Source organism: Clostridium lundense DSM 17049 (assembly GCF_000619945.1).
Classification (GTDB): Bacteria; Bacillota; Clostridia; order Clostridiales; family Clostridiaceae; genus Clostridium_AO; species Clostridium_AO lundense.
The window spans coordinates 43,123-63,083 of sequence record NZ_JHVC01000016.1 but is presented as its reverse complement, the minus strand read 5'-3'; the positions used below and the strand labels follow the sequence as shown (position 1 = coordinate 63,083).

At 29.0% G+C, this 19,961-nt stretch carries 12 protein-coding genes and 1 other annotated feature; of the genes, 5 read left to right on the top strand and 7 right to left on the bottom strand.

Annotated elements, in window-relative coordinates; all coding sequences use genetic code 11:
• Positions 1 to 75: 75 nt before the first annotated feature.
• Positions 76 to 903, top strand: a complete 828-nt coding sequence (locus T514_RS0116745) for an RMD1 family protein (protein WP_027625810.1) — start codon at positions 76 to 78, stop codon at positions 901 to 903.
• Positions 904 to 982: 79 nt separating this feature from the next.
• Here T514_RS0116745 and T514_RS0116740 read toward each other — a convergent pair whose 3' ends face one another.
• The 4 genes from T514_RS0116740 to T514_RS0116725 all read right to left on the bottom strand — a co-directional run bounded on the left by T514_RS0116740 (position 983) and on the right by T514_RS0116725 (position 5,323).
• On the bottom strand, positions 983 to 1,402 hold the full coding sequence (locus T514_RS0116740; RefSeq protein ID WP_027625809.1) for a hypothetical protein: 420 nt from the start codon (positions 1,400 to 1,402) through the stop codon (positions 983 to 985).
• A 165-nt stretch (positions 1,403 to 1,567) separates the two neighbouring features.
• A complete protein-coding gene (locus T514_RS0116735; RefSeq protein WP_027625808.1) occupies positions 1,568 to 2,713 on the bottom strand; it encodes an AlbA family DNA-binding domain-containing protein in 1,146 nt (381 codons plus the stop codon).
• A gap of 104 nt (positions 2,714 to 2,817) precedes the next feature.
• Positions 2,818 to 3,930 carry a Ger(x)C family spore germination protein gene (locus T514_RS0116730; RefSeq protein WP_027625807.1) on the bottom strand — a complete coding sequence of 371 codons (1,113 nt, stop codon included), beginning with the start codon at positions 3,928 to 3,930 and terminating at the stop codon, positions 2,818 to 2,820.
• The gene (locus T514_RS0116725) at positions 3,911 to 5,323 is read right to left on the bottom strand and encodes a spore germination protein (protein ID WP_027625806.1); all 1,413 of its coding nucleotides are present in this window, start codon (positions 5,321 to 5,323) and stop codon (positions 3,911 to 3,913) included. The genes T514_RS0116730 and T514_RS0116725 overlap by 20 nt, the downstream gene beginning before the upstream one ends.
• A gap of 121 nt (positions 5,324 to 5,444) precedes the next feature.
• Here T514_RS0116725 and T514_RS0116720 point away from each other — a divergent pair, with 121 nt between their 5' ends.
• The 3 genes from T514_RS0116720 (at position 5,445) to T514_RS27010 (ending at position 7,190) form a co-directional block, all read left to right on the top strand.
• Complete coding sequence (locus T514_RS0116720) at positions 5,445 to 6,527, top strand: endospore germination permease (protein ID WP_027625805.1); 1,083 nt, start codon at positions 5,445 to 5,447, stop codon at positions 6,525 to 6,527.
• Between the two features lie 204 nt (positions 6,528 to 6,731).
• Complete coding sequence (locus T514_RS0116715) at positions 6,732 to 6,899, top strand: zinc-ribbon domain-containing protein (RefSeq protein ID WP_027625804.1); 168 nt, start codon at positions 6,732 to 6,734, stop codon at positions 6,897 to 6,899.
• A gap of 135 nt (positions 6,900 to 7,034) precedes the next feature.
• Positions 7,035 to 7,190 carry a DUF5670 family protein gene (locus T514_RS27010; RefSeq protein WP_169735828.1) on the top strand — a complete coding sequence of 52 codons (156 nt, stop codon included), beginning with the start codon at positions 7,035 to 7,037 and terminating at the stop codon, positions 7,188 to 7,190.
• Positions 7,191 to 7,493: 303 nt separating this feature from the next.
• Here T514_RS27010 and T514_RS0116705 read toward each other — a convergent pair whose 3' ends face one another.
• Together T514_RS0116705 and trpS are read right to left on the bottom strand one after the other, a co-directional pair.
• On the bottom strand, positions 7,494 to 9,137 hold the full coding sequence (locus T514_RS0116705; protein WP_423219363.1) for a peptide chain release factor 3: 1,644 nt from the start codon (positions 9,135 to 9,137) through the stop codon (positions 7,494 to 7,496).
• A gap of 216 nt (positions 9,138 to 9,353) precedes the next feature.
• Positions 9,354 to 10,358, bottom strand: a complete 1,005-nt coding sequence (trpS, locus tag T514_RS0116700) for a tryptophan--tRNA ligase (protein ID WP_027625802.1) — start codon at positions 10,356 to 10,358, stop codon at positions 9,354 to 9,356.
• Between the two features lie 170 nt (positions 10,359 to 10,528).
• Positions 10,529 to 10,771 (bottom strand) — a binding site (T-box leader).
• A gap of 222 nt (positions 10,772 to 10,993) precedes the next feature.
• On the opposite strand from trpS, the gene T514_RS0116695 reads away from it, so the two are divergent.
• Positions 10,994 to 11,188, top strand: coding sequence for a hypothetical protein (locus T514_RS0116695; RefSeq protein WP_027625801.1), 195 nt, complete (start codon positions 10,994 to 10,996; stop codon positions 11,186 to 11,188).
• Between the two features lie 53 nt (positions 11,189 to 11,241).
• On the opposite strand, the gene T514_RS0116690 is transcribed toward T514_RS0116695, so the two are convergent.
• Positions 11,242 to 19,878 (bottom strand): glycoside hydrolase family 94 protein, encoded by an 8,637-nt coding sequence (locus T514_RS0116690; protein ID WP_027625800.1) that lies wholly within the window; start codon positions 19,876 to 19,878, stop codon positions 11,242 to 11,244.
• Between the last annotated feature and the right edge of the window lie 83 nt (positions 19,879 to 19,961).

Here is a 19,961-nt window from a genome sequence, read left to right as displayed (position 1 = left end):
ATTTATACTATTAATTATGATAATAATTATGATAAAATTACAATGTGCTTATGTAATTAGAAAGGAGGTATTTTTATGGAAAGCTGGACCTTTAAATCTTTGGTTTTAGCTAATGAAATAACTTTAAATAACATAGCCGCTCATTTTGGTATTACTGCTAAATTTAAGTGGGAAGACCCTTTAGTACTTACAGATAATAAATTAAACGGAATAATTAAAGAGACAGATAATAAATTTGTATATATATATCATTTTGGTTCCATGGTATGTATTAATATGGAATATCATGAAATACAGGATATAATAAATTATATAAAAAACATAGAAAACTCACTAAAAAATAATACTACTAATGATTATGTTGATGAATATAAATTAGAAATAGACCCTGATTATGATTATGCTCTTTATAATGATCTAATGACAGCAAATGAATTTAAACCATATTATTTGGACATAATATCCCTAGTTCTAGCAAAATCTACTTCTCTTAGAAAAATTGAAATAGATATAGACAAGGTTTTAGATAGTATTGAAAATATAATAAATTCTTTGTATAGTGGTAAATTTAATATGTCCGATGATCAACTAGCTAAAACTTCTGCTAATGTATTAAGATTTAAATATAATACTCTATCCTATCTTATGTTATTAGATAAACCTAAAGCAGCTTGGGAAAATGAAGATATAGAACATTTTTTTATGGAAATAATTTCATTTTTTGAAATAGCAGATAGATATGAAAAAATAACTCATAAAACAGAGTTACTAAAAGATATTACAGATGTATTTGCTTCTCTAACTCATGAAAGAAGAGGAACCAAACTAGAAGTAATGGTAATTATTCTTATATTATTTGAACTTGTAATATCATTAATAGAGTTTTTCTATAAATTTTTCTAAAAAAGCTGGGTAAATTATACCCAGCTTTCTTTTCTATATTAATAAAAAATTATTTTCCCCCTCAACTAAATCCTTTTCATTAAGCGCATACTAAATTCATATATTTTCTCATGCAATCAGGCATTTCTTCTTCTTCATTAGCACTTATATAGAAATCTACACCATACTCCTTCGAAAATTTTTCTATTCCATAAAACAAATGTGCCGCATCTTCTACATCTAAATTTACAATATTAAACAGCCCATCAATAAAAATGGTATCAATATCATAATCAGCAGAAAATATGCCGCACAAAAAACCATAAAAGCCCTCAGAATTTTTTAAGTTATAATCGCAAGTAGTAATGAACCTAATATCTCTGTGTAACTCAAACAAAGCCCTCTTATCATCATCGATAAAAATTATGTGTCCCTTATTATCGTCTACTTTGTTGTTTGCCATGTCTATTAATACTTTTGTCTTTCCTGCTCCTCTTTGGTCACAAAGTACTTGAATCATGTTACCACCCCTAACTTTATTTTTTTAGGTTATTTATTATATAAATTATATAATATTCTGAATCTTTTTTCAATATAACCTAGCTATAAATCATCAACTAATTTCTATTATTTTAGTACAATAATCTACAAATATTTTATTGCTATAAAAAATTATTATTATATTCTATCTAAAAAGATTAATACCTGGATATATAATTTTAAAACTATTTTCTTTTATTGAATTTACAAAAGTTAATCTTCCCTTACCTTTAAAATATCTCTTCATTCTAAAAAATCCCCTTCCAGTATTAACAAACCTCTCCTTATTATCTAAAGTTATTAACTTCTCGTATATCCACATATTTCTTTTAAGATATTGTGATGAAGTTAGTTCTCTTCCATCCATAAGTACTCCTGGACTGATTAAAATAATGCTATTATAATCTAATACTATTTCAATCTCTTTATAATATAAATTATAATCTCTGTACACCACTGCATTTCTTATCCCTTCAAAAACGCCATTAATTGGGTAACCTTTAGGCAATATCTTTTTTAAAATATCCTCACAATTATCTAAAATTGAAATTAAGTTACCTTGAATTATTATGTTTTCTTTAAAATTCTTATTTATTTTATTAATAATTTTTATCATATTATGAGGTATATATAAATTATTTATATCTGAAAAAACTAAAAGTCCCCCTAGAGTTACCATATATCTGTTAGATTCCCTATCAAAATTTATGATAGATGCATTTTCTGCAAAACTTATGATATTATTACCATTTGTATCTATTCCTTTTAGGCTAAAATATTTATGAACCAATTCCATGTTTATGCAACTCATGTCACTTTTAACTATAGGACATAATTCTAAATTTAAACTTAAATTTTCCTGCAATGCAGAGATTATCTCCTCTTTTCTCATAGTATCAGTAGTTGATCCTCTCCTTATATAAAAGGCACCATTTTCCCTTAACTGATACGGCTTTTGAGGACCGTCATATATATTGATTATAGCTAACTTCTTGTTATCAAAATTGACAAACTCTAATGATACTGGAATTGGAGGTTCACATCTAGAACTAACTATTTGTTGTATTTGTTCCTCACTATATTTTTCTTCTTCTATTCCTATAATGTTCTTTGTTTTATCTTCTATTCCTACTATAAGATAACCTCTTCCCCCTTTAGAATTAGCTATAGCACATATATCTTTTGCTAATTCTTTTCTGCTGCTCTCTGTTTCTAAATCTATCTTCTGTTTATAATCAACTTTAGTTCCTTCTCCTCTTTTTATTAAGTTTAAAAGTTTTCTTCTATCCATAAGCTATACCCTCATCTATAATCAGTTAATTATATTATATGAACTATAATATAATTATTATAACAAATTATAAGAGATTAAATCTATATATGAAAATAAGCATATTACTTCTTAAAGTTAAACTTATTCGAAGAACCTTCTATTTTAACATTAACTTCTACATCTATTTCTGTGTTCTTTAATACATCCCTAGCATCCGCTTTAGGATATTTAAGTTTAAATCTTCTTTCCACCTCAAAAATATCAAGATTTTTATTTTTGTACTTGTTAAAAACATTCATGCAAGCTGTCTTTATATTTTTCTCAGCTCCTCTAGCAATCTTGTCTCTTTCATCCCCCGTTATACTTACACCTCTCTGAGCTTCTCCAAAGCTAGTGGTTACATTTATTATTTTCTTTAATTTTAATGTACTTCCATCATAATCCAATTTAGTTTTCGTTTTACTACGGCGTATTTCTAGTACAACAAATTTATTCTCATCTTCTGGATTAGACACTTCTAACGTTCCGCTTTTCACCTTATCTATAATAAAGTTATACCCTTGACTTTCTGCTCTAGGTAATCTATCTACCATTTTATCTTCTTTAATTATTGCTCCTCCATCTATACTAAGCATTTCTTCAATTTGTTCACTATTTATCTTTAGTACCGTCATTACAGATGTATGTGCTGGTTCTATTCTTTTATTTAAATAATCATTTAAACTTAACCTTATTGCTCTTGAAGACGTTCCTATATTATCCATAAGATCTACCAAAAATATTCCTATATACTCTTCTGATTTCATTCTCATTTTTATTAATCTATCTACATCACCTTCAAATATAGCTACATACTGTCTTATAAGAAATTCCTGATCTCTATCAAAAAAATCCAAAAAATTATCTATTCCATAAGCTGCAGCTTTTTCTGTAAATATTATAGCTTTACATTGAGTTCCATTAGGCTTATAGCTGGTAGCTAGCCCCACATCTCTTAAAGCTTCAAAGACAGCCTTACCCTTACCTTTATATACAATTCTTTCACCTTTATCAGATCCGGTTCCAGCACTTCTGTAAGGTTTAAAAGTTTCCATATAGAAAACTGGATTCTTTTGTTCATCTATATCTATTACTATAGCTGTAGAAAATATTATTTTATTGATATCCCTATAGTTATAACATCCATTAAATAATACACACATGCATAAAATTATACTAAGCTTTATCTTTTTCATTACTTTCATCCTCACCAATATTTTTGGATATATCCTTAAGATTTCCTCTAAAAAGAACGTCTCTAAATTTAAATTTTTTTGTTGTCCCCATTGGATATAAATACGAATATCCAACCGACTCTAAACTAGCTACATGTGCTACAAAGGTAAGCATAATTATATAAAATCCTGGTAAGCCAAGTAGCGATCCAAATAAAATGATCAAAGGACTCCATATAGAGATTACAGGATAAAGTTTAGGAACTAAAAAAGAACAAATAGATGACAACGCTACAACTATTATAGAAATTTGAGAAGTCAGACCTGCCCCTACTGCTGCATCCCCTAATATTAAAGCCCCAACTATACTCATAGCCTGCCCTACTGGCTGGGGCAACCTTACCCCTGCTTCCCTTAAAATTTGAAAGAAAAACATCATTAAATATATTTCTATTACAGTAGGAAAAGGTACACCTGCTCTTGATACTGCCAATCTAAATACAAACACTGAGGGTATTAATGAAAAATGATATGTAGTAATAGCTATATAAAGTCCTGGTAATAAAAGTGAAACTAAAAAGCTAACTTCCCTTAATATTCTAGCAGCATTAGAATAGTGCTTATTTATATAATAATCATCTGCCATTTGAAAATTTTCAATAAAAAAATATGGCATAGTTATAACAAAAGGAGTTCCATCTACTATTATTGCTACACGTCCTTCTAATATTTTAGATGCAACTATATCTGGCTTTTCACTATAACCAATGGTATCAAAAAATGTTCCCTTTTCCTTAAACTGTTCTTCTATATAATTTATATCTAATATAAACTCTAATTGCATGTCCTTGAGCTTATTTCTTATTCTTTCTACCAAATCTGTTTGCGCAACATTTTCAATATACATCATAACTACTATTGTGTTAGACTTTTTCCCTAATGTAAAATTTTCAAGCTTTAAATCTGGATTTTTTATTTTTCTTCTAATTAATGATACATTATCTGAAAAACTTTCATTAAATCCTTCCCTAGGTCCTTTTATTACAGTTTCAGTAAGAGGAGTTGTTATACTTCTTTTATTAAATCCTTTGGCTTCACAGTAAATTACTTCATTAGAGCCTTCTAATATAATCAAAACGTCTCCTGACATAAGGTGCATTAATGCACTATTAAAATCTTTTATATCTCCTACAGAATTAGCCTCCAATACTTGTAATTTTATATTATCCATGCTAAAAATAAAATTTCTATTTATAGTTATAGGAGAGACTATATATTCACTAATAAATTTTGAATCACACAAATCATCTATAAATACCACATGTACTATTCCACAACCAATATGAATTTCTCTATATTTTACATCAGCACTTTTATCTAATTTGTCTTTTATAAATTTTACATACTCACTCATATTATTCACCCATTATATTATTTGTGTGTAAGAGAATATTATTCATTATATGGTAAATAATAATACCTAGTAATATTAACCATTTTATATGATAAAATTATTTATTTTGAAAGGTGTGCTCATGAATAAAATAACCTCAAAACAGTTTATATTTCTAATTATGGCTTTAACCATAGTTTCACTGAAAACCTATCCAAGTATTTTTTTAAATAATGGCGGTAGGGATACTTGGATTGCTACTATTATAGCTTCAGTAATAATAGTATTTTATTTTATATTTGCTTTAAAAGTTTTCAAAAAAACAGATTGTTATAACTTGTACCATATATATATCAGTTCTTTTGGCAAAATTTTCGGGAATATCCTATATGCCTTTTTTATGATATCCTTGTTTTTAACTTTAATTGAATGTGCTGGCGTTGAGTCTAGTTCTATGCATACTAATCTACTGTTGGAAACCCCCATATGGTACTTACTATTATTTTTAATTTTCCCAGCCATATATTGCGTAAAAAAAGGATTACGAAGCTTAGTATGTCTTGCAATTGTTGGTATGATATTGATGAATTTAGCTGGAATTAATTTAGCTATATTGACTTCTACTTATAAACACTTTGAATTTTTATTACCTATACTAGAAAAAGGAATTACCTTTAATTTTTTGTTATCAATTCTAAAAATCTTAGGATTATATTCACATATAACTATTACCTTTTCTTATATGGAAAAGGTATCAAAAAAAGATACTCTCTTTAGAGATAGCCTATTAACATTCCTATTCGTTATACAGATGGAAATAGTGGGAGTTCTAGGTATTCTTACTACTTTCCAAGTTGAAAGAGCTGAGGAGTTAGTTTATCCTAAACTTTTACAAACCCAGCTAATAAGTTATTTGAGATTTATTGAAAGTGGTGAATTTTTTGTTATGCTACAAACCATAGGAGGATGGTATATAAAATATATTCTTGTCCTAAACTTAGTGATTAATAATCTAAAAAAAATATATTTTGAAAATAAATATACAGTATATATAATAAGTATTTTAACTTTCATAGCAACTAGCTATATTGCAGATAATCTATTTTACTTCTTTAAATTTTTAAACTTTTATTCATATATTTCTCTTATTAATTTCCTTATTATACCTTTTATTGCTATTATAATATTTAGTTTTAAAAACAAAAAACATATGAAATCTAAGTAAAATTAATCCCTTATTTTAAGAATTTTTAGTTATTATTTAAGACTTTAATATTGAATTTTATGGCTTTTATGCTATAATCATAAATAGAGATAATTTTCTCTATATTAACAAAGTAGGTTAATTTGTTCATGTAATTTAGCTCCTTTGTACTGGGGGAATTATCCATGAAAAAATTAATCCTATAGTTCAAAGGAGGTTTTTATAATGGCAGACAAGACTATTGTTTGTAAGGATTGTGGAAAAGAATTTATATTTACAGAAGGTGAACAGGAATTCTACAAAGAAAAAGGTTTCGAAAATGATCCTGTAAGATGTCCTGAATGTAGAAAAGCTAGAAAAGCTTCAAGAAACAATATGAGAGAAAGAAGATAAGAGAGGTATTTCCTCTCTTTTTATTTTTCTCTTAACTTGTCTATACACAAATATCTATAGGATAAATAACCTCTATTTTGCAAACAATAATATATAAAATTGTTAATAAATTTATTTAAATGGAGGTTATTGAACATGGCATTTCTTAGATGGCTAGGAGGATTCGTTATTCTATTCTGGTTAATAGGATTAATATTTAGAATAGGTGGTAGTTTAATTAATCTACTTTTATTAGTAGCAGCATTAATATTTATTGTAGATGTTTTATTTGGTAGAAAAAAAGGAGTTTAAAAAAGTATAATATACTTTTTTAGAGTACAGATGACAGAGCATAGATGACAGATTAATCAAGCTTTTCTTTCGTTGACACTATAGAAAAGCTTAAATTTAAAAAGTAATAAGTTACCACTTTAGTTTCACACTATTATCCTTTAATAAACTTTTAAAGACTAATTAAAAATTTTTCGTAACGTACATGGAGAAAAATCCTCCTTCTCTGTACTCTGTCATCTATACTCTGTACTCTAAAAAACGTGTAAAATTTGATGGCACTTTTTAGTGTCCTCAAATTTTACACGTTTTTTTATTTGTTGTTTATTCTTCACTTTTGCCTATATCTGATAATACAATATCCTTATTATGATCTAATGCCCAGCTAATTGCCCAATCACTTTGGAAAAGAACAAGGTTTCTATCTTTTAGATCTTTTACTATTTTACTATCACTAGTAATGCTCAACCTGTCGACATCTACATCCTCATTTTCTATCCATCTTACATATCTAAACGGAAGTCTTTCCATTTTGATGTCTACATTGTATTCATTCTTCATCCTATATTCAAGCACTTCAAACTGAAGTATTCCTACAACACCAACAATTATTTCTTCAATACCTATATTTATTTCCTTAAATACCTGTATTGCTCCTTCTTGTGATATTTCAGTAATACCTTTTATAAATTGTTTTCTTTTCATGGTATCTACTGTTCTTACCCTTGCAAAATGCTCTGGAGCAAAAGTAGGTATACCTTCAAATCTAAACTTATTATTAGCCTTACATAAAGTATCACCTATTCTAAAAATACCTGGATCAAACACACCTATTATATCGCCTGCATAAGCTTCTTCTACTATTTCCCTATCTTGAGCTAAAAACTGTTGAGGTTGTGCAAGCTTGACTTTACTATTGCCTTGTACATGAAAAACTTCCATTCCCTTTTTGAACTTTCCTGAACAAATTCTCATAAAAGCTATTCTATCTCTATGGGCTGGATTCATGTTAGCCTGTATTTTAAATACAAAGGCTGAAAAGTCTTCTGAAAATGTATCAATTTCTCCTACATTTGATTGTCTTGCTAATGGAGGTGTAGTTAAATTTAAAAACTGCTCTAGAAATGGTTCTACTCCAAAGTTAGTTAATGCACTACCAAAAAATACTGGAGTAAGTTCCCCATTTCTAACTTTTTCCAAATCAAACTCATCCCCTGCTATATTTAAAAGTTCTATATCTTCTATTAGTTTGTCATGTAATGATGAACCAAGTAAATCTTTAAATACAGGATCATCTACACTGCCTTCTACAGACTCTATAGTATTTTGCCCATGATTTCCATCATCAAATACTTCTATTAAGTTTTTGTTTCTATCATAAACTCCCCTAAAATCAACTCCGGAACCTATAGGCCAATTAACAGGATATGATCTTATACCAAGTACATTTTCTATTTCTTCCATCAGTTCAAAAGGATCTCTACTTTCTCTATCCATTTTGTTAACAAAAGTAAAAACAGGAATTCCCCTTAAACTACATACATGGAATAACTTCTTTGTTTGTTCCTCTACACCTTTAGCTCCATCTATAACCATAACAGCACTATCTGCTGCCATTAAAGTTCTGTATGTATCTTCACTGAAATCTTGGTGTCCAGGAGTATCTAATATATTTATACAATATCCATTATAGTTAAATTGCATAACAGAAGAGGTTACTGAAATTCCTCTTTGTTTTTCTATTTCCATCCAGTCAGAAACTGCATGTTTTGAAGCCTTTCTAGCTTTTACTGATCCTGCAAGTCTTATAGCGCCTCCATATAATAATAGTTTTTCCGTTAGCGTAGTCTTACCAGCATCTGGGTGTGATATTATGGCAAATGTTCTTCTCTTTTCTATTTCCCTTATTAAATCCTCCACTATACTCTCTCCTCTTTTATATTTATACGCAACTATATTTATATACATCAATGATTTTAACTTTTATATATTTAACTGTCAATTAAAAAAGTGCTATACACCTTTTTAATTAACAGTTAAATATAATAGATAACTCATTCAATATTATATTAAGAAAAATTTAAAGTTAAATTTTATTTTATCATTATGCTAAGTTTTCCCTATTTATAATGCCCTAAAAGGTAAAAAATAAGCAGTTTAGTTAAATAACTAAACTGCCTTATGCTATCTAGCTCTTGGAACAAATCCTATTTTTCTTTGCATTTTTGAAAGCATTTTTCCAGCTATATAATTAGCCTTATCTGCTCCATTTTTATATATGGATTCTAAGTAATCTTTATTTTCCAATAACTCTTTTACTTTTTTCTGTACTGGTTCAATTTCACTTATTATTGCTTCTGCTACATCACTCTTAAATTTAGCATATCCTATGCCATCATATTCTCTTTCTATTTCTTCAGCAGTTTTTCCTGTAGCAGTGCTCAAAATATTTATTAAATTTTTTATTCCTGGTTGATCATCAGTATATTTTACTATACCAATACTATCTGTAACGGCTCTACTTAATTTCTTTCTAATTACATCTGGTGGATCCATTATTAATACATAGCTATTTGGGTTATCTGAAGACTTAGACATTTTCTTAGTTGGGTTCTGTAAATCCATTATTTTCGCTCCAGCCTTTGGCATGTATCCATCAGGCACTTTAAAAGTTGGACTATATGTGTTATTAAATCTAATAGCAATATCTCTAGATAACTCTAAATGTTGTTTTTGGTCAATTCCTACTGGAACTAAATCTGCATTATATAATAATATATCTGCTGCCATTAAAACAGGATAATCTAAAAGACCAACACTTACAGATTCACCATACCTTTGAGACTTATCCTTAAATTGAGTCATTCTATTTAACTCTCCAATATGGGTATAGCAGTTTAAAAGCCATGCTGCTTCACTATGTGCTGGCACATGAGATTGAATAAACAATGTATTTTTATCCGGATCTACTCCACATGCGATATACGTAGCTAATACTTCTAAAGTTCTTCTTCTTAATTCTTTTGGCTCTTGTTTTACAGTTATAGCATGTAAGTCTACTACACAATAATAGCAATCATACTCATCCTGTAATTTAACCCAGCTTTTTATTGCTCCAAAATAATTCCCTATAGTTAAATTACCTGAAGGTTGTATACCACTAAATATTACCTTCTTATTTTCTTCCATTTTCATTACCTCCCTATACTTTTTTCAGAGCACAGTTGACAAAGTATAGATTACAGATAATGTAGAAAATTTATCATTATCTGTAATCTGCTATCTGTAATCTGAAAAATTTTATTCTTAGATATCTTTAAATTTCCTATATATAAATAAAAAAGCCCTATAGTAAAAAACCATAGGGCGAACTGACGCGGTGCCACCTAAATTCAAGAAGCTTATTTTACACTTCTTCTTTTAAAATGGATATATCTAACATATCCTTTCTCTATAACGTGAGAATTACGTCTAAAACTACTTTACTTTCATCTAGATTCTCTAGGACCCATTCAGCTTAATCATTATTGTTGTATTCTCACCCTCTACAACTCTCTGTGAATCTGTCTTTAAGCTTACTTGCTTCCCTTCATTGAATATAATTTTCTTTCTTAATATCATATTATATATGAAATTTTTTGTCAATAGTGTTACTTATTCCATAATCCATATAAGCCACAATGTTTTCTGGCAATAATTAATTCTTTATCTAATTTTAAAATTACTTCTCTTATTATTTATTTTTTTACTCTATAAGAATAGTATTTGTCTAATATCAAATACTAAACATAAAAGTATTTATAATTATGTAAGGAGTGATCTATTTGGCAAAAACATATGGTCCAAATGAGAGAGATTATTTAGAAGCTAATCAAAAGATAGTAAAATCTTATTCCAAAGGCAAAAAAGATTATACTAAATTACCTGACAATGTAAGAGATCCAATAGTATCCAACAATATAGCTACTTGGGAGTTTGACAATACATCTAAAGATATGGACGAACATGATTTATTCTAATAAAAGGAATCTCCTGTATTTCTAAAATACAGGAGATTCCTTTTATTAATGGACTATTTAATAACAACTTCAACCTGATGATCTCCGTCACTTAAAAATGGTACTATATCATCTTTTAATATATCTCCATTTAACTTTATACACTCTTCGTTACCTCTACTTACATTAACATTGTATACGCATTTCTCTCTTCTATAAGTCATTTTAAATCCATCCCAAGACTTTGGTATATTAGGTCTAATAGTAAATCCTTTGTCTTTAACTAGTTTAAATCCTAATATACCAGTAATAGCTGTAGTGTACATCCAGCCCGCTGCACCTGTATACCAGCTCCATCCTCCCCTTCCTACATGTGGTTCAACAGCATAAACATCTGCTGTAATTACATATGGTTCTACCTTAAATCTTTGGCAGTCTAAATACGAACCAGTATGATTTATAGGATTAATCATATTAAATATATTCCATGCCTTATCATTAAACCCTAGCATAGTTAAAGCTAATATATACCATACAGTAGCATGAGTATATTGGCCCCCATTTTCTCTAACGCCCGGCACATATCCTTTTATATATCCCGGCTCTAAGGAAGATTTATCAAAGGCTGGAGTCAATAGCTTAACTAATCCCTTATCATATTTTACAAGATATCTTTCTACAGACATCATTGCTTCTTTTGCCCTGCTTTCTCTTCCTCCTCCTGATATTACCGCCCAAGATTGAGATAAAGAGTCTATTTGTGCTTCATCATTTTCCGAAGAACCTAATGGAGTTCCATCATCAAAATATGCTCTTCTATACCAATTCCCATCCCAAGCATTTCTTTCAATATTTTCTATAATGAATTTCAACATTTCATTGTATTTTTCTTCTTTATCTTTATCTTTTTTAAAATTGCATATATTTATAAAATCTTTTAATATGGTATACAAGAACCATCCAACCCACACGCTTTCTCCTTTACCTTCATTGCCTACAGTGCTCATTCCATCATTCCAATCTCCAGATCCCATAAGAGGAATATTATGCTCTCCAAATTTAAGAGATCTATCTATAGCTTTTATACAGTGTTCATATATGCTACCAGCTTTATCAGATTTCCTAGCTATATTATATCTCTCGTCTTCTCCTTCTTTAAGAGGTTCATCTTCTAAATATGGAACCACATCATCTAATATACTATAATCTCCTGTATTATTAATATACTGTGTAGTAACATATGGAAGCCAAAGAAGATCATCAGAAAATCTTGTTCTTATTCCACTATCTACTACAGGATGCCACCAATGTTGTACATCCCCTTCCACAAACTGCCTTGAGGCACTATATAATATTTGATTTCTTGTATATTGTGGTTCTATGTATGATATAGCTAAAGAATCCTGCAGCTGATCTCTAAAACCATAAGCACCTCCAGATTGATAAAATGCTGTTCTTGCCCAATATCTACAAGCTATAACTTGATACATTAACCACCCATTTACTATTATATCCATAGTCTTATCTGGTGTTTCTATTTGTATCTTTCCTAACTTATCTCTCCAATAGTCTTTAACCTGTTCTAATTCTCTTAGTACTTTTTCTATATCACTATATCTTTCAATAACACTATGGATTCTATTAATATTTTCATCTTCTCCTAAAAGTACTACTATATACTTTTCTTCATCAGGTTTTAATATTACTTTACTATTTATAGCCATACATGGATCTAGACCAGCTCCAACAGAACCTGAAAGTCTTACTTTCTTAAGTGCCTGAGGATTTTCAATAAATCCCTCTTTACCAATAAAGTCCCCTCTATTTCCTGTAAAAGATATATCCTCTCCTCCAGCCACCTTTAAATATGCTACTAAATTTCCGAAACTACTGCTATAAGGATTTTGTGCATACATATACTCCTTTTCCTTGTCTACATAAGTTGAGATATATTGAGCTGTTTGCTGAGGCACAACACCTAATACAAGCTGTGCATAATAAGTAAGTGATAGTTTTCTTTCTATATCTGTATTATTTGTTAATTTTACAATACATATTTTTACACTATCTTCAATCGCTGCAAATACAGTTAGTTCCCCCATTATTCCATAAGCTTTATGTTTAAAATTAGAATATCCATAGCTGTGCTCTATTATATATTTCCCCCCATCCCTAATTGGTTTAGGTGATATGCTCCAAATTTCTCCACTTACTTCATCTCTTATATATAATTCTTCTGCTTCACTATCTTTAATAGGATCATTAGACCAAGTAGTTACTTTATTTTCTCTACTATTTTTGTACCAAGTATAGGATACTCCATTTTCTGAAATGTGAAATCCAAAGTTTCCATTAGATATAACATTAATCCATGGTGCAGGTGTATTCTTATAATTATCCAATATAATTATATATTTATCTCCCTCATCATTAAATCCACCCAAGCTATTAAAGTAATTAAGTTTTGGTATATCTAACTTAATATTTTTTTCTTTAAACTCTAACTTTGAACAATTTAAAGCATCCTCATTATATTCCAAACTTTCCTTTCTTCTTAGTTGAGCATTAATACTCCCCTTTTCAGGATCTATAATTAATCTCCCTATAGAAATAATAAATTTAATATCTTCTTCTGTCATAGTAGATTTATTATAACAGAAGACCCCACCTGCTCTATTTTCCTTATCTCTAGCATGACTTGATAAAATTAAATCTCTAATAGCCTCCTGTAACGCTTGAATATAAGAAGTATTTTCTAGATTTATCATTATTAAATCTACTTTTAGTCCTTTTAAACTCCAATATTCATGTGCCTTTAACATTTGTCTGGCTATTTCTATATCTTCCTCTTTTCTAAGTAATACTATAACAATAGGCAAATCTCCAGATATGCCATAAGGCCATAACGCTGATTGATCTTTATTTATATTTTTAATATATTCTTCTCTTTCTTTAAAAGTATCATTTAAAAATATAACCTTAGAAGCCATACTTTGATATAAGTTGCAAATGGATGAATTAATACCTAAATATCTAGTTTCAACTTGACTTTGTGTCCATGCAAGTTCAAATACTCTATTGACATTGTTCCAATCTCTATATTTTCTTGCAAGTCTTATAACATCTTCTTTACTTTCTCCTACTGCTGTAATATATGCTATCTTACAAGTTTCCTTTGGTGGCATTTTCACCCTTATTCTAATACTTAATATGGGATCTAGTACTGCCCCTTCAGTATTAGTTAAAGGAGAATCCTTTTCCATAATCTCCGGCTTATTAAGATCTCTGTTTCTCCCTATAAAATTTGCTCTACTAGTTTCATATTGAATTTTACCAATGACTTTCTCGTCTCCTATAACAGTTTGCATAACCCAAGGCTCTTTTCCCTCTTTCTGTCTCTTTCTCCTATATGCTAATAAACATAGAGGATCTTCCACATACTCTGTTTTTATAAATAGATTACTAAAAGCTGGATGAACCAAGTCTGAACTATAACCTGTTAACGTAACTTCACAGTAGCTAGTTATTTCTATTTCTCGGATACTATCACTATTATTAGTCAATATAATTTTTCTTACTTCCCCATCGTCCTCATTTGAAACAGCTATTTCTGTAATAGTTTTTATATTTCCATCTACTCTTCTAAATTCTGCCTTATCAACAGAAAAGTTCACTTCATACTTATCTCCTTCATATTTACAAGGTTGATAAGTATTACTCCAATACTCATTAGAATTTAAATTTTTAATATAAAAGAAAGCTCCCGTATTATCATTAGTTACATCTTCCTTCCATCTGTATATCATCATATTATCTTTTTTGCTGTATCCACTACCACTATTGGTAAGCATAATAGAGTAGCTTCCATTAGATAATAGATGAGTTTCTGGATAAGTTGTTTTTCCAGTATGGAACTTTCTTACCATACTTATATTCTTGTCATTTACAAATATCTTTTCATTAAAATCTTCTTCTCTATCATATACTACTAAGTTTGGTACCTTTTCCTGAAGTAACAATTCTGTCGCCTTTACTCTTGCATCTCTATGAAACCTTTCTTGTAATATATTGTTGTTTAACACATTATCCAAAGACATAAGACTCATACCTTCATGATGTACCATAAAAGATTTTATTAAGACAAAATCTTTACCTTTAGGTAACCTTTCCTTAGTATAATCTATTGCTTCATATAAACCATATCTTCCTTCAAAACCTTTTTCAATCATAGCTCTAATATTTTGGATAGAATCCTTCTTTTTTACTTGTAATGCCATTATAGTGGAATATGGAGATACTACTAATTCATTTGATAGCCCTCTTTTTAATCCCACTCCAGGTACACCAAACGCCTTATATTGATAATTTAAATTTACATCAAAAGCATAAAAAGCCGATTCAGATATTCCCCAAGGTACCTTTTTTGCCCTCCCATAAAATTTCTGACTTTCAACAACAAAATCATATGTTAAGCTTAATAGCGTATTAGGATATTTCTTCATTATAAGCAATGGCATCAAATACTCAAACATAGTTCCGCTCCATGAAACTAATCCCTTATTTCTATTAATCGAAGTTAAGTATCTTCCTAGACTAAACCAATGAGATTGTTCTATATCTCCTTTAGCTACAGCTACAAAACTTGCCTGCCTAGCTTCAGATGCTAATAAATCATAATAGCAATTATCTATTCTTCTCCTTTCTACATCATAGCCTATAGAAAATAAATGCTTAGGTTCATGGAAAAGCATTTTAAAATCCATTTTGTTACTAATTTCATCTATACGGAACTTAATTTTCTCTATGACCTTATAAACCTTGTTTATTTGTTGTTTCCCATTAACTATGGCTGAGTATAACTTTTTTAATTTTTCGTCCTTATTTATATCTATATTTCCTAACTTATTTTCTATATCTGTAAGTGTATTAATTAAATCTTTTATACTTTCATCTGTTGGTATACACTCTAGCTTATTTATTAAATTAACTTCGTTATTATATTTTATACCTAATACCACATCTTTATTATCCAATAAATTAACCCAAGGAAATTCATTATAAATATTATTTAACCATTTATCTAATGTACTTATTAACTTCCTATGCCAGTATAACTTTTCTTTTTCTACACTTTTATTAATAACCTCTGTAGACTTTCTTATGTCCCTTAAAATTTTTATTAAATTCTTTATATTTCCATCCCAATCTTTCAATTCTTTAATATTGATATCATAATTAATGCCACCTGTACTTTCCAACTCCTCATTACATAACCTTAATAAATCTATTAGTCCCTCATTTATATTCATATTTACAACTGGACTTTCTTGAAACTCTTCCATAAACTCATGTATTAGCCACAAATAACCTAACAGATTTCCACTATCTACTGTAGATACATATTTAGGATAAAGAGGCTCTTTACTTTTAGTGTTATACCAATTATAAAAATGTCCATTATACTTTTCTAATTCCTCCATTGTATTTAATGTTTTATTTATCCTATCTACACATTCCCATAAATCTATATAACCCAAATCGAAAGCACAAATATTAGAAGTAAGCCCCATACCTATATTCGTTGGAGAAGTTCTATAAGCTACTCCATTTTCCGGATATACTTGATAGTTATCTGGAGCTAACCAATTATTTTCTTCATTATTGAAATCCTCGAAATAAGCCCATGTCTTCCTACTAATTCTTCTAAGTAGACTTATTTCCTCTTCACTTAGGATCTCAATATTCTCTCCTCTCTCTTTACTTATGAAATATGCTATGTAAGGGCTTAAAAACCATACTATGCATGAAGGTAACATTATAAATCCTATACTAGTTGATCTATAAAATGCTAAAAGTCCCATAACCAGGGAAATAGCACTTCCAATCCACATAGATTGAATATAATTTTTTAACTTCTTGCCAGATTTAGCTTCTACATCGGCAGCAGTTTGCCATTCTAAAAGATGCTTTTTACTTATATAAACCCTATACAAAGTTCTAAATATAGCATCTAACATTAAATAAGCTTGATATGGCAAAAAAGCAAAAATTAAAAAAAACTGTTCTACTCCTATTTGCCAGCTATAAACCTTTCCAGATAAACTTATGCCTTTTATGGGAGTTATAACAGATTCCGAAACACTAAATAACATAGGTGCTAATAATGCTATAAAAGCTACTACAAGCCATTTATCTGGTGATGAAAACAACATTAAAGATACAATAATTAGCACTATAATAGAAGGTGCAATTAAACTTCTTCTCAAATTATCTATCATTTTCCATTTAGATAACTTATTTAATGAATTCTTTTTAGTAATCCAATGAAGTAGTTGCCAATCCCCTCTTACCCATCTATGTAATCTCTTTGAACTAGCATTATAATAAGCAGGATATCCATCAATTAATTCTACATCAGTTAATAGTGCCGCTCTTACATAAGATCCTTCCAATAAGTCATGACTTAGCACCGTATTCTCAGGTATTTCATCTTTAAGCATAAAATTAAATGCATCTATATCATATATGCCTTTTCCTGTAAATATTCCCTCATCAAATAGATCCTGATAAACATCTGATACCGCTGTAGTATACAGGTCTATACCTGCCTCACCCGAAAAAATTTTAGAGAACAGGGTTTTATTAGCACTATTTATTGCAACACTTATTCTTGGCTGCATCAAGCCATGACCTCTAACTACTACTTTTCTTTCTTTATCTATATAAGGTTTATTTAGTTCGTGAGCCATAGCTCCTATTAGCTTTTTAGCACTATCCCTTGGAAGCTTAGTATCTGCATCTAATGTAATAACATATTTAGTCTTATACAAAGGTTCTATATTACCACTTATAACATCATAGCTTGTGGTTTTATCTCCCCTTATCAAATTATTAAATTCTACCAATTTTCCTCTTTTTCGTTCCCACCCTAACCATATACCTTCTTTATCATTATATTGTCTATATCTATTAAAAAAATAAAATATATCTTTCCCATCTCTTTTATACTTTTCATTCAATTCTCTAATACCATCTAATCCAGATCGTACTATCTCTTCGTCTTCATCTTCATATTGATTTTTACTATCTTTAAAATCTCCTAAAATAGCATAATAAATATTTTCACTATTATTAGCTAAATAATGCACTTCCAAATCCTTTATGAGTTCTTCTACTCTTTTTTTATTATTCAATAAGGTTGGAATTACTACTAAAGAACTATATTCTTCTGGTATGCCTTCCTTAAACTCCAATTTTGGTATAAAACTAAGCTTTGTTAGATGATTTATACTCCAATTAGTTATAGATATAATTATTTCACTAACAGGTATAAAAAGGATTAGAAATCCTATAATGTATTGCCTTGAAGCTATGTTATAATCGTCAAACAAATTTATGTACGCTATTATAGCGGAAATAGCTATAGTAACTAAAGTTATAACTCTTATATAGCAATTTACTTTTATATGGTCATTTGCATTTTTAATGTTTTTTGCCCACTTATCTTTAAAACCTATTTTCTTCTTCAAACAATCTATACCATCATCAATAATATAATATCCTATATGTTTAAGATATGGTCTATCCTTTATATTCTGTGATTCTTCAGCACATTCTATAGCCTTTTTAGCTACAAAGGTTTCTCCTAATTTCATATACCTAGCTAATTTCTCTATTTCATGTCTATAATGATCCCTTGATGCAAAATCCATTTTACTATATACATTAGCTGGATCTTTTCTTAATACTTGTTCTAAACAACTTAGCCTTTCAAAAGGCTCTTGCCAATTAAATGAAGAAATTTCTCTTATGCCTGTTATACTATTTCCCATAATCATTCTAAAAATAGCCTGCTTTTGATGTTCTAATATTGTTATTCTTCTTGTATTAGTCTCCTTCATGTCTAAATTTTCATCAATCCATTTGTATATTTCTACATTTTCTACTGCACTATCCCTTAATACTCTTAATAACCTTTCAGTAAAATAAGGATTAAAATTATATTTCTCTTCAAATATTTTTTCTAAATTTTTCCTATTATCTGAACATTGTATTAATCTATCACCTAAATTTTCCCCTTTGTTTTTTTCCCTTTGAGCATATGCTATACTGCCTGTTACCTTACTTATATTTTGTATTAAAGCTATTTTCAGCATATTAGGTAAAGCCCATATTTCTCCACTCGTAAGAATTGTATGCTTTTGATATTCATCTATAAATTCCTCTATATTTTCTTTATTTATTTTTCCATCAGTTATATGTACTATTTTCTTTGCAATATAGTATATTCTTGGATACCCTTTCATTACTCCTTTGCATATTATAGGTAAATTATCATAATAACTTTTGTTCATGGTTCCCTTTACATTTTTATATTCCTTTTGAACCAAATACAAATTGTCCAAAAGCCATTCTCCTGCTGAAACTATCTCTTTTTTATTTTTTGCTTCATTATTTATGTAATCATAACTCTCTATAATATTTCTATAACCTTTATCCAGACTTTTCATAATCTTAATCTTTGCTTTAATGCTTTTACTTTTATTGTTGTATGGGCATTGTTCTATTTCTTCTCTATTATTTTCCTTATTGTTTCCATAAATAAGTTCAAAATCATCTTCATATTCACTTTTGTTATGAATATATTTATAAATAACAAATATAATTAGTATACTCAAAATAAAAATAGCCAAAATCCCGTAGTAAAGCATAATAATCCATCCTTTCCATTTGCTAAATGAATTGCTTAGATTATTATTTCCAAGAATATAAAAAAATATTAAAGAGAATTACC

Excerpts from the sequence above, each read along its gene's own strand:
- T514_RS27010 (WP_169735828.1), top strand. The coding sequence starts at position 7,035 with ATGGCATTTCTTAGATGGCTAGGAGGATTCGTTATTCTATTCTGGTTA.
- T514_RS0116715 (WP_027625804.1), top strand. The coding sequence starts at position 6,732 with ATGGCAGACAAGACTATTGTTTGTAAGGATTGTGGAAAAGAATTTATA.
- T514_RS0116740 (WP_027625809.1), bottom strand. The coding sequence starts at position 1,402 with ATGATTCAAGTACTTTGTGACCAAAGAGGAGCAGGAAAGACAAAAGTA.
- T514_RS0116690 (WP_027625800.1), bottom strand. The coding sequence starts at position 19,878 with ATGCTTTACTACGGGATTTTGGCTATTTTTATTTTGAGTATACTAATT.
- T514_RS0116705 (WP_423219363.1), bottom strand. The coding sequence starts at position 9,137 with ATGTATATAAATATAGTTGCGTATAAATATAAAAGAGGAGAGAGTATA.
- T514_RS0116730 (WP_027625807.1), bottom strand. The coding sequence starts at position 3,930 with ATGAAAAAGATAAAGCTTAGTATAATTTTATGCATGTGTGTATTATTT.
- T514_RS0116735 (WP_027625808.1), bottom strand. The coding sequence starts at position 2,713 with ATGGATAGAAGAAAACTTTTAAACTTAATAAAAAGAGGAGAAGGAACT.
- T514_RS0116745 (WP_027625810.1), top strand. The coding sequence starts at position 76 with ATGGAAAGCTGGACCTTTAAATCTTTGGTTTTAGCTAATGAAATAACT.
- T514_RS0116725 (WP_027625806.1), bottom strand. The coding sequence starts at position 5,323 with ATGAGTGAGTATGTAAAATTTATAAAAGACAAATTAGATAAAAGTGCT.
- trpS (WP_027625802.1), bottom strand. The coding sequence starts at position 10,358 with ATGGAAGAAAATAAGAAGGTAATATTTAGTGGTATACAACCTTCAGGT.
- T514_RS0116720 (WP_027625805.1), top strand. The coding sequence starts at position 5,445 with ATGAATAAAATAACCTCAAAACAGTTTATATTTCTAATTATGGCTTTA.